7 protein-coding genes are annotated in these 11,996 nt (G+C 60.2%); 3 read left to right on the forward strand and 4 right to left on the reverse strand.

Features of this window, described 5'->3' with window-relative positions:
- Positions 1-299: 299 nt before the first annotated feature.
- Together J0X19_RS11450 and J0X19_RS11455 are read left to right on the forward strand one after the other, a co-directional pair.
- Positions 300-857 carry a hypothetical protein gene (locus J0X19_RS11450; RefSeq protein ID WP_206984495.1) on the forward strand — a complete coding sequence of 186 codons (558 nt, stop codon included), beginning with the start codon at positions 300-302 and terminating at the stop codon, positions 855-857.
- Positions 858-1,084: 227 nt separating this feature from the next.
- Positions 1,085-3,637, forward strand: a complete 2,553-nt coding sequence (locus tag J0X19_RS11455; RefSeq protein ID WP_206984496.1) for a PAS domain-containing sensor histidine kinase — start codon at positions 1,085-1,087, stop codon at positions 3,635-3,637.
- On the opposite strand, the gene J0X19_RS11460 is transcribed toward J0X19_RS11455, so the two are convergent.
- A complete protein-coding gene (locus J0X19_RS11460; RefSeq protein WP_206984497.1) occupies positions 3,626-5,044 on the reverse strand; it encodes a glycoside hydrolase family 125 protein in 1,419 nt (472 codons plus the stop codon). The genes J0X19_RS11455 and J0X19_RS11460 overlap by 12 nt on opposite strands.
- 353 nt (positions 5,045-5,397) lie before the next feature.
- Here J0X19_RS11460 and J0X19_RS11465 point away from each other — a divergent pair, with 353 nt between their 5' ends.
- Positions 5,398-7,659: a GH92 family glycosyl hydrolase gene (locus J0X19_RS11465; protein WP_206984498.1), complete on the forward strand. Its 2,262-nt coding sequence runs from the start codon at positions 5,398-5,400 to the stop codon at positions 7,657-7,659.
- Positions 7,660-7,837: 178 nt separating this feature from the next.
- Here J0X19_RS11465 and J0X19_RS11470 read toward each other — a convergent pair whose 3' ends face one another.
- From J0X19_RS11470 to J0X19_RS11480, 3 genes are all read right to left on the reverse strand, one after another.
- Positions 7,838-8,932, reverse strand: a complete 1,095-nt coding sequence (locus J0X19_RS11470) for a family 10 glycosylhydrolase (protein WP_206984499.1) — start codon at positions 8,930-8,932, stop codon at positions 7,838-7,840.
- The gene (locus J0X19_RS11475) at positions 8,929-10,089 is read right to left on the reverse strand and encodes a carbohydrate-binding family 9-like protein (protein WP_242582473.1); all 1,161 of its coding nucleotides are present in this window, start codon (positions 10,087-10,089) and stop codon (positions 8,929-8,931) included. Before J0X19_RS11475 ends, J0X19_RS11470 begins: the two co-directional genes overlap by 4 nt.
- 311 nt (positions 10,090-10,400) lie before the next feature.
- Positions 10,401-11,993, reverse strand: a complete 1,593-nt coding sequence (locus J0X19_RS11480; protein WP_206984500.1) for a SusD/RagB family nutrient-binding outer membrane lipoprotein — start codon at positions 11,991-11,993, stop codon at positions 10,401-10,403.
- Between the last annotated feature and the right edge of the window lie 3 nt (positions 11,994-11,996).

Raw genomic sequence — 11,996 nt, forward strand, 5'->3', positions numbered from 1 at the left:
CAAAAGCGTTGCTTCGCGGCTCGAAAGGTAGGTAAAAAAGCAATTGGCTGAACAGGCGAACCGACACCTTACGTTGGAAGCCGGCATTGCCCTGTTTATCGGGTGGCGCACCCACGGCTGCGCTGCATGCAACAACTGCCTTGCCTCATTTATCAGCCGGTTAACGTAGGGAGTCTTCAACCTGGAGCAGGAAAGGGCCGTTTGTGGGCGAGCAGGCGGCACCGTATTCTGTAGCTGGTGAAAGCAAGTTGCCTGCGCTGCTGCCTTCACGCGTTCTGAATTTTCTGATTTCTTCGTTTATGCGTTTTTTCACCATGCCTCTGTTGGCAGTTGCACTCTTGTGGAGCGTGAGCAGCTGCAACACCACTACCGACCAGCCAACGACCTCGCCCGCCGCGCCAACCGAGCCAACAGGTCGTACTGCGGCGGCGGCCTCCCCTAGTGCGCTCCACCAGGCAAATCAGGAAGCACCGGTTTCATTGGCTGGAGAAACGTTTCGCTTAAAGTCGTTTCCACTGGATAATACTGCCGGCGAAGCTCCGCAAGTCACTATCTACCTATATCCAAGCCAGCAACCCGACAGCGTTTTGGTGGGCGTAGATACTGAGCCTTCGGTGCTTGACCCAGACCAGGGTACGCGGCTGGGCGTTCCGAAGTCGGCCGTCCTGCTTTTCCAGACCTATTATGCCGGCGCGGGGCACCACTACTACGCTGTAGCCGAAGGCAACCAGCTACGCGTGTACCGCCGAAAACTGGAAGAGGCAACGCCGGAAAACGAACACGCAGCCCGTCCGCCGTGGCAACTCTTCAAAACGTTCGGTTTTTTCACGAGCGGCGCACGCCAACTCCAGCCCTGAAACAGTTGGCAGCTCCCGTTACCAGTGGTAGAGCAGCTCCGCTACACCTCAGCCTTTCGTAAAGGCATCGGCCTCTTTACCTACCCTGCCACCGGCGCTGCACGGCGCGGGCGTGTTATATGGTTGCTGGCTAGCCCGCGGAAACCGTAAAGTTTAGTGCGCTTTCATTTGGGCAGCGGAATGGCAGCTTACTTTTGTTGACATAGCTGAGCTTCTACCTCGTTACCATGCCTGATTTCACCGCGCCTACTTTGCCAGACGATGTTGCCCACCCCACCGGGCTACTGGATACCCTGCTTACGATGTCGTTGACGGCCGTTGCGGTTCTGCAACCCCTCTACGACGAACACGCAGAGGAAATCCGTGACTTTGCCTGGGTGCGCCTCAATCCGGCGGGCCAGCAGATGCTGGGGCAACCCGAGCGCCCACCCGCAACGCTACTCACACTGTTTCCAACGGCCAAAGAGGATGGCGTATTCGAGGTGTGTCGCCAGGCATTTAAAACCGGGGAGCTGAAGCGCTACCAAACCTATTACCAAGCCGACGGCCTGGACGGGTATTTTCTGCTTATTGCCCAGCGCTACGCAGACCTTCTCGTCGTTAACTTCACGGATACCAACGACCGTCCTCGCACGGATGTGGAGGAAGCGTTGCGCCAAAGCCAGGCCCGGGAGCAAGCGGCGCGGGCCGAAGCCGAACTGCGGCGCGGCGAACTACAACGCGTGTTTGAGCAGGCCCCTACGGCCATTGCCGTGTACCGCGGCCCCAACTACACTATTGAGCTGGCCAACCCCACCGTGGCCCGGCTCTGGGGACGCACGCAGGAGCAGCTTATTGGCAAAGGATTGTTTGAGGCCCTGCCCGAAGTAGCCGGCATGGGCTACGAGCAATTGCTGGATGAGGTAATGGCAACCGGCAACCCGCATGTGGCCCACGCCATGGAGGCCCAGCACGACCGTAATGGCCAGCGCGAAACGGTGTATTGGGACTTCGTGTACGTGCCCACGTATGCCGCCGATGGGCACATTGATGGGGCGATGGTAGTGGCCAACGAAGTAACCGAGCAGGTGCGGGCCCGCCAGCGCCTCGAGCAGCTCAACCAGGAGCTGGAAGCCCGGGTGCAGGAACGCACCCAGGCCTTGGCCACACAACAGGCCCTACTCGGCCAGATTCTGCAACAGGTACCGGCCTGTATTGCCACGCTCAGCGGCCCCAATCATCAGTATACCTTCTTCAACGAGCCTTATCAGCGCCTGTCAGCCAACCGCACAGTGCTCGGCAAAACCGTAGCCGAAGTGTTTCCGGAAGTGGTGGAACAAGGTTTCATTGAGCTACTGGATGGCGTATACAGCTCCGGCGAGCCATTTATTAGCCGCGACATGCCCGCGCAGCTGTATGATGTGGCTACCGGCCAGCCGGAGCTCTCCTACATTGACCTTATCTACCAGCCGCTGTTCAACGATGCGCAGCAGGTACACGGCATCCTGGCCTTTGCAATTGATGTGACGGAAAAGGTGCAGTCGCGCCGCCAGGCCGAAATGCTGCAAGAGGCCATGCTTGCCGCCACCCAGCGCCAAGTGCAGGAGCGGGAGGCCCTGTACCAGATTTTCGAGCAAACGCCCGCGGCTATTTCGCTGACCTCCGGCCCCGACCATCACTACATCTACCTTAACACCGCCTGCCAGACGCTGTTTGCCGGGCGCGAGTTGCTGGGCCGGACCGTGGCGGAGGCCCTGCCCGAAGCCAGCAGTCAGGGCCTGCTGGCCCTTATTGATCAGGTGTATCAGACCGGGGAAACTTATTTTGGCACCGATCAACTGCTGTTTTTCAACGGCCCCGACGATACGGTTGGGCATTCTCGCTACTACGACTTCACGTACCAGGCCTACCGGGAAAACGGGAATATTGTGGGCATTTGCACGTTTGCCTTCGATGTAACCGAGCAGTTTCAGGTGCGGGCCCAGGTACAACAGCTAAACGAAGAACTGGCGGCTATCAACGAGGAGCTACTGGCAACCAACGAGGAACTACTCGATACCAACAACCAGCTCCAACGCACCAACCGCGACCTAGACACGTTTGTGTACGCGGCTTCGCACGATTTGAAGTCACCGATTGCCAACATCGAGGGCTTACTCAATGCCCTGCGCGACTATCTGCCCACCGAAGTGCAGGAGCCGATGGTACCGCGCTTGGTTGGCATGATGGAGGGCTCCATTGCCCGCTTCCAGCAGACGGTTGCCCACCTCACCGACGTGTCGCGCCTGCAGCAGGGCGCAGAAGAGTTGTCGCCCGAGGGGTTGGATATTGCGCAAGTGCTGGAAAACGTCCGCCTGGACTTGCTGCCCCTGATAGAAAGCACAAACGCCGACGTGCGCATAGCAGTGGAAGCGTGTTCTAACATTCGTTTCTCCACCAAAAATATGCGCAGTGTGCTGTTCAACCTGCTCAGCAATGCCCTCAAGTACCGCACCCCCGACCGCCCTCCTCAGGTGCACGTCCGCTCCCATTGCTCAGACACTCACCTGCTGCTGGAAGTGGCTGATAATGGCCTGGGCTTGAGCGAGAAGCAGCAAAGCCAACTCTTCATTATGTTTCGCCGCCTTCATACCCACGTTGAAGGCTCCGGGGTGGGCCTGTACCTGATTAAGCGCATGATTGAAAACGCCGGCGGCAGTATCACCGTGCAAAGCCAGTTGGGTGTCGGCTCCACCTTCACCGTTTCCCTGCCCCGCCGTCCGGAGGCCCTTTCAGCACGGAGTAGCCCGTTAAACCAATAGCCTAGGCTTCTCCTGGTACACCTTCCACAGAAACTCCCCGAAGAGGGTGTTGGCCCAGGCAAACCAGGCCCGCGTGAACTTGGCCGCGTCGTCTTTGTGGAAGGCTTCGTGCATGTAGCCGGTGCCGGCGTGGGTGGCGCGCAAGCTTTCCACGCAGGCCCGGATTTCGGCGTCGGTGGAACTGGTGAGGCCGCGCATGGTAATGGCAATGGGCCAGATCATGTCCTGGCCGACGTGGGGGCCGCCAATACCTTCGGCAGCCCGGCCTTTAAAGAAGAACGGGTTGTTTTCGGAGAGCAGGAATTTTCGTGTGTTCTGGTAAATAGGGTCGGTGGCGGGTAGCGCACCCAGGTAAGGCAGGCCCAGCAGGCTGGGCACGTTGGCATCGTCCATGAGCACCTGGCTACCGAAACCATCCACCTCGTAGGCGTAGATTTTACCGTGCTGAGGATGGTCCACTACGGCGTGCTGGCGCAGGGCCACTTCCACTTCGTCGGCCAGGGCGGTGAGTTCCTGGGCCGTCTTGGAATCCTTGGTCAGCTGGGTCATCATCTCGCTGGCCTGGCGCAAACTGACCACCGCGAAGAAATTGCTGGGTATCAGGAACGAGTACAGCGTGGCGTCGTCGCTGGGGCGGAAAGCCGAGCAGATCAGGCCCACCGGGCGCACCGGGTAGCCGTAGCCGTTCATGGGCTGGGTGTCGGTGGCTTTGGGGGTTTCGCGCTGAAACTTGTAGGGACCCAGGCTGGCTTTGCGCTGCTGCTCCCGGAAGGTTTGCAGCACCGTCTGGATGGCCCGCTGCCAGGTGGCATCGAACGGGCCGGCATCCTTGGTGATTTTCCAGTAGTGGTAAGCCAGCCGGATGGGGTAGCAAAGCGAGTCGATTTCCCATTTCCGCTCGTGCACGCCGGGCTGCATGGCCGTCAGGTCCGACTTCCACTCCCCCACTTTGGTGTCGTCGCCATAGAAAGCGTTGGCGTAGGGGTCTTTGAGGATGCAGCGCGTCTGGCGGTTGATAACGCCGGCCACCAGCTGCCGCAGCTCGGCATCCTTGCCCATAAACTGCAAGTAAGGCCACACCTGCGCCGAGGAGTCGCGCAGCCACATGGCGTCAATGTCGCCGGTGATGACGTAGGTATCGGGGCGCCCGTCCCGCGTGGCGTAGGTTACGGTGGTATCCAGGGTGCTCGGGAAGCAGTTCTCGAACAGCCAGCCCAGCTCCTGATTGGGCACTTTCTTTTGGAATTCCTTGATGGCGGCTTCCACCGAGCGGCTGCGGAACCGCCGCTTTGCCTCGGCCGGGCGCACAACTGGGAAGGCGGGCGCCGCGGCCAGCAACGAGGTGGGCTGTAGCAGCGCGCCGCCGAAAAGTAGCGTGAGGCCCTGGAGGAATAGTCTACGGTTCATGGGGTTAGGGGGAAGTGGGTGGGGAGCTTTCCGAGGCAAGCTACGGTGGATTTCAGGACAGGAGAATGGAGCGGTACCAAGCGGAGAGCAGCTAAGGATGCAGATAGCCGGGTCAGGCTCAAAGGACCGGGTGTCAACTCTGCGTTGCCCAGCCATTCGTAGCTATGCATTAGCCAGCATTGCCGCTTTCAGGAATGGATTAAGGGCTAAAATATTCACGAAATGTACAATCTCCCAACAGGTGCTTAAACATTTTAGCATATTTACCCAGAAGCCTAGCCGCCAGCTAGTACTATGAGGGCAAACTTCCGCTTTCCAAGCCTATATCTGTACAAGTCAAACTCCCACTTTGCATGTTTCAATCTGCTTTGAAATGGGTTCCGCGGCTGCTGACCAGCAGCCTGTTGCTGGCAGCCACCTGGTCGTCGGGCCAGCGCCTTACTTCGTTTGTTGACCCGCTGATTGGTACCGGGGGCCACGGCCACGTTTTTCTGGGGGCCAACGTACCCTTCGGGGCCGTGCAGCTCGGGCCGCAGAACATTTTCAAGGGCTGGGATTGGTGCTCGGGCTACCATTACTCCGATAGTTTGCTGACGGGCTTCAGCCACACCCACCTCAGCGGTACCGGCGGCGCCGACCTCGGCGACGTGCTTATCATGCCGTACACCGGGGAAATCAAAACCGACAAAGGCCAGCAGAAAGCGCCCCACCAGGGCTACCTCTCGCGCTTCTCGCACCAGCGGGAAGTGGCCCGCCCCGGCTACTACGCCGTCACGCTCGACGACTACGGCATTCGGGCGGAGCTGACCAGCACGGAACGGGTGGGCTTTCACCGCTACACGTTTCCGGCCGGAGGCCGCCAGCCGGCGCACGTCATCATCGACCTGAAAGAAGGCATTGACGACCAGGCCATGGAAACGTATCTGGAGCAGGTGGACCCGCAGACCTTCGTGGGCTACCGGTTCTCGAAGGGCTGGGCCAACGCGCAGCGGGTGTATTTTGCCATCAAAGCGTCGGCGCCCGTGCCCAAGTTTGCGCTGTATGAGGAAGCCCAATTGCTGGCTGGCAAAGCCGGGAAAGGCAAGGCCACCAAGGGCGTCTTCACCTTCGACAAGGCCCCGGCCAACTTACTGCTGAAGGTGGGGTTGTCGCCGGTTAGTACCCAGAACGCGCTGGCCAATATTGCGCAGGAAATTCCGGGCTGGGACTTCGGCAAGGTGCAGCAGGCCGCCGACCAGAAATGGAACCAGGAGCTGGCCAAGCTCACCATCGAAACCAAGGACGCCACGGCCCGGCGCATCTTCTACACCTCCATGTACCACGCCCTGTTTGCGCCCGCGCTGTTTAACGACGTGAACGGGGACTACCGCGGCTCCGACGGTAAGGTGTACCCCAAGGCGCCTTTCACCAACTACACCACCTTCTCGCTCTGGGACACGTACCGCACGGAGCACTCCCTGTTCACCCTGGTGCAGCCCGAGCGGGTGAGCGGCATGATGCAGTCTATGCTGGCCATTCATCAGCAGCAAGGCAAGCTGCCCATCTGGCACCTGATGGGCAACGAAACCAACACGATGGTGGGCTACAGCGCCGTACCGGCCCTGGCCGAAGCCTACCTCAAAGGCACGCCCGGCCTCGACGGCAACCAGGTGCTGGCCGCCATGAAGACCTCCAGCACCCGCGACGACCAGGGCGTGAATTACCTGAAAACCATGGGCTTCATTCCGGCCGACAAGGAAAGCGAATCGGTGGCGAAGGCCATGGAGTACGCCATTGACGACTGGAGCATTGCCCAGGTGGCCCTGAAGCTCGGCCGCCAAGCCGACTACAAAACGTACACGGAGCGCGCCCAGTACTACAAGAAATACTACGACCCGCACACCCGCTTCATGCGCGGCCTCACCTCCGACGGCAAGTTTCAGCTGCCCTTCGACCCGATTCAGTCCATTCACCGCCAAAACAACTACACCGAGGGCAATGCCTGGCAGTACACCTGGCTGGTGCCCCACGACGTGCCGGGCCTGATCAAGCTCTTCGGCAGCGACGCCGCCTTCACGGAGAAGCTCGACAGCCTGTTTATCATCAAGGGGGATTTGGGCAGCAGCGCCTCCCCCGACATTTCGGGGTTGATTGGCATGTACGCCCACGGCAACGAGCCCAGCCACGCTACTGTGTACCTTTACTCCTACGCCGGCCAGCAGTGGAAAACGGCCGAGAAAGTGCGCCAGGTGCTGCACGAAATGTACAAAGACAAACCCGACGGCATCAGTGGCAACGAGGACTGCGGGCAGATGAGCGCCTGGTACATCCTGTCGGCGCTGGGTTTCTACCCGGTAAGCCCCAGCAGTGGGGCCTACGTGCTGGGCAGCCCCATCATCGACAAAGCCACTATTCAGTTGCCGAAGGGCAAACGCTTCGTGATTGAAACTAAAAACAACGGCCCGCAAAGCCCTTACATCCAATCAGTAACGCTCAACGGCAAGCCGTACCCCAACAGCTTCCTGCTGCACCGCGACATTGTAGCGGGCGGCACCTTGCAGCTAACGATGGGACCCCAACCTAACCGCACGTTCGGAACCGCCGCGGCCACCCGCCCCCGCGAGGTGTACAAGTAAGGAGCCTGTCGTTAAATATAACCGCACGGCATGACGGCCTTTGTATAGTATCTGTATAGTATATAGCCATTTCAAGAACGGTGTAGCGTCGTCCGTGCTGTTTACTGTTCAACGGGGAGACGCAAGCATGCGTCTCTACACCGTTCTTGAATCTGCTATAAGTTGCTGTCCGCGCAGCTTAGGAGCGGCGGGGTACTTTGGTGGAAGCCGTTTTCAGGGCGGCCAGCGTCCCATCCGAGACGTCGCCGAACAGGGAAACCCCGGCGGCACCGTTGCGCAGGGCGTTTTCTATGCCTTGCTGCACTTCGGCGTCGTTCCTGAAATCGGGTAGGAACAGGCCCGCATATAGCGGAAATTTGCCGTTCAGCGCCTGCACGCCTTCTTTGGTGGCCTGCCCAATCCAGGTCACGTTTTCTTTGTAGAAGCCGTGGTAAATCATGGGGCACACACCGCTGATGTTCCAGTTCACCCAGTCCTGCTTCACGTTGCGGTGCGCAATATCGGGGGTGGGAAACACGGCGGCGGTTATCGGCTTTTTGTAGGATTTGGCCACGTTGGTGAGCCGCCGTACCACTTCATTCACCCGCTCATACCGAAACGCCCGCCACGAGGGGCTGGCCTCGGGGTACTGCACGGTATCAATGTCGAGGCCGTATTCCGCCTTGTAGGCCGCTTTGCACACCGCGCAGTAGCAGAAGTCGTATTCGGGTAGCTCGCTGGTTTGCACAATCTTGTACTTGTCCCAGAGGTTCACCGGCAGAATCACGTCGCAGAAGCGCACGTAATCGAGGTGAATGCCGTCGACGTAGTCTTTTTTCAGGGCGGCGGCGTAGTCTTGTTCCAGGTACTGCTTCACTTCCTCGCGCGAGGGGCACAGCCAGCGGTAGTAGTCCACGTATGGCGGGTGGGTGGCGCAAGACTGGCCGTTGCGGCTCACGGCGTACCACTCGGGGTGGGCTTGCAGCAAGGTTTTCTCGCCCCGGTTCATCGTCCAGATCCAGTGGTGCGCTTCCAGCTTCTGGGCTTTGGCCGCCCGAAAGTGCTTCTCGCTGTCCTTTTCAAAGAAGATGCCCCGGATGCCCGCCTCGTAGTACTTGCGGTAGCGGGCGGCGAGCTGCGGCGCGGTGTCTTTCGAGTCGGGGTTAATCCACACCCAGTGTTTCCAGGCAGTGGGAGCGGCTACGGGCAACGCCGCCTGGGCTACGGCTGGCAGCGCGGCGGCCGACAAGCCCGTCAACAAACTGGTTCTAACGAATTTCCGGCGGCTGGTCATGGTTTCAGGGTTTCGATTAATCCTTCGTCGTTGATGTGAATAGTGGGGTTGCCCGCGGCCGCAATAGTAGCGGTGAACTGGTAGGGCGTAGCGGCCAGCTGCAATTGGTGGCGGCGGCGGTTGATTTCCGCTTGCGGCGCCACCTGCAATTCGGCCAGCGTGGTAGCATAGCGGCCGTGCTGCTGCCGGTACTGCTGCTGCCGGTAGTACACCAGCCACAAGTAGCGGCGGCGCAGCTCACTATCGGGCAGCTTGAATGGGGTGTTGGCCTGGCGGGTGAACTGCAGGTAGCCCCAGCGCTCCGGGTAGTGCATATTGATAACGCCCTGCGGCGACCAGACCCAGTTGTGCTCCGGTAAATCCTTGCCTGCCGCGTCTTGCAGCTTACGGTTTTTGCCGTCAACCACCCGCGTATCCCATTGCACCCGCGAGAAGTTGATGCGCCATTGGGTGCCTTCCGTGGGCGGCTGGAAAGGAAACCCCATCCGCAGGGTTTTCAGCGGAATAGCCATTTCCACGGTCCAGCTTTCGTCCGTGTCCTGGGGTTGGTTGAGGGTACCCTTGATGGAAACGCCGGAGCGCAGCCCCGCCACGTCCCAGCCAATCAACGCGTCGCCCCGGTTGCGGTAGGGCTTGGGCAGGTACAGGTCGAAAATCTTGTTCAGCGCGTTTACTTCAATCTCGAAGTACTGGTGCGTGTTGTTGTCGGGGTCGATGAATAGCTCGAAGTCGTTGTCGTGGTAGATGATATCGTCGTGGTGGGTTTGGGTGGCCCAGATCTGCGGCTCTTGTAGCGTGGCGGCCACAAACAGCGTCGAGTCGTTCCAGAGCATCTTCACCCGGGTCTGTAGGCTTGGCCGCGGCTTGGCCTTGCCTTCAATGTCCACGAAATCGGTGGTCCAGGCAGCTTGTTGCCAGGCGCTTTCCGCTAAGTTGCCGTCCATGGTCAGCGGCTGGCTGGTGTGCTGCACCACGTAGCTGTTGGGCGCGGTAAACAGGTGCTCCAGTCCCTGAAACGGGGTTTGCGCGTGCAGCGGCGCCGCTACTCCCAGGCCCAGCAGCCAGCCCCACCACCGCCCCGATGCACGTGCTTTGCGGGCTCCTATTTGCAGTTGACTACCTGGTTTTCCCTTGTGTGTAATGGTGTTTCGCTTCAATCGACCAACGTATATGGACGAGGAAGTTTTGCCGATTTGAGTGGCGGCCTCCCTCCTCTCCAGTAAACAAAAAGTGAGGCTTCACCCCAGGCTCGCCCAGAGTAAAGCCTCACGTACAACCAAGTACCAGTCAGTTACACAGTAGCCGCATAGCGGCGTTAGGTTGGTAGCGTACCGGGGCCGCGCTGCCAGCGTGCCGCGTAGCGGTGCCAGAACTGCCGGAACGACTCTGGCACCGCTACGCGGCGCACGAACAGAGCGGCCCTTTTCTATCAACCTGGCGCCGCTACGCGGCCATTGTGCAGCTTGTATTATCTATCCCACCACACCCGCGACGTCAGCTGGTCGCCGCCGCTCAGGTTGGCTACGGCGGCCTGGTAGCCGTTCGGGTTGTTGGAGTTTTCGGTGGTTGGGTAGAGTATGCGGCGCGGAATGGTGGCGTTGGTTACGTTGCCGGGGTAGTTCACGGGCACCAGCACCGGGAAGCCGGAACGCCGCCAGTTAAACCACGCCTCAAAGAAGTTGAAGGTAGTGGACGCCTCCAGCCAGTACTGCTCGTTGATTTGCTGAAGCGCATTGGTGGTCCGCAGCGGATTGGCCACGACGAAGGCATCGATAGTAGCGGCAGGCACGGTAGCCGCCGCATCCAGCTGGGCCAAGGACTGCATGGCCCCGCGCAAGCCGTTGGCGTAGTGCGTGGCGGCATTGGCTCCCACGCTCCAGCCGCGCGAGGCGGCTTCGGCCAGCAGAAACTCGGTTTCGGCGTAGGTCAGCAGGAAGGCCGGCGTGTTCTGCTTGATATACACGCTTGCCCGCGGCCGGGAGTAGTTGCCGAGCGGCGCCGCATCAGCGCCGGTACCCGTCGGGCCGGGGTAGTCGGCGCGGCGGCGGATGTCGAAAGCGCCGCCGGTCAGGTCGTAGCCGTTGGGCAGGCCGCGCTGGGCCGCCGCCGCGGTATTGCCGGGCAAGGATTGGTTGGCATTGTTGGCTGCACCGGCCTGCGGAATTTCGGCAATTACGCCCAGGCGCGGGTCGTTGGTGGTGCGCAGGTAGTCAATCAGCGTCTTGCTCCATTTCACTTCCCGGAAGTCGTCGGTGGTGCGCAGGGCGTTGCTGGAGGCATTCTGGGTGTCGCCGAAAGCAATGTCGGTGCGCAGCAGGGCGTTTTCGGTGGTGCTGGCCAGGGTGCCGGCCGCGGCGGCTTTCTCGGTCCAGGTACGGGCCGCGGCGGCATCTACCTTGGTCATGCGCATGGCCACGCGCACCATCAGCGAGTAGCCCAACCGCCGCCACTGCGCCACGTCGCCGCCGTAAAACAAGTCACCGGTGGCCGTGGGAGCCGCTGGGTCGAGGCTGTTGATGGCCGCTTCCAGCTGCGTCAGCAACTGGGGGTAAATATCCTGCTGCCGGTCGTACTTCGGCGTAACGATGCCCTGCGGTGCCTGCAACGCTTCCGAAAACGGAATGTCGCCGTAGGTGTCCGTGATGCGCTGGAATATCATGACCTTCATGATATTGCTGATGGCAATGGTATTGGCGAAACGGGTGGGATTCTGCGTATTGGCTACGCTGATGGCCTGCTGCAAGCGGCTCAGGGCGGTGTAGCCTTCATTGAACGCCTGGGCCTGGTAACCAGTGAAACCGCCGGCATTGACGTACTTGTCGCCGTTGCCGTAGTAGTTGAAGGTACTGGCTATGGCCTGAATAGCCGGGGCCTGGTAGAGCAGCTGGGTGTACCCCGTGTTGCCGTACCGCAGCTGGCCATCGGCGAGCAGGTAGTTCGGGTTCAGATTGGCCGCCGAGGCCGCATTGGGGTTGGTGTTTACATCGTCCAGCTTGTCTTCCGAGCAGGCGGAGCTAAACAGGATGGCGGCGAAACCTATGTAGAGGATCGGGTTTTTCATGGT

Source organism: Hymenobacter telluris, from assembly GCF_017313265.1.
Taxonomy (GTDB): Bacteria; Bacteroidota; Bacteroidia; order Cytophagales; family Hymenobacteraceae; genus Hymenobacter; species Hymenobacter telluris.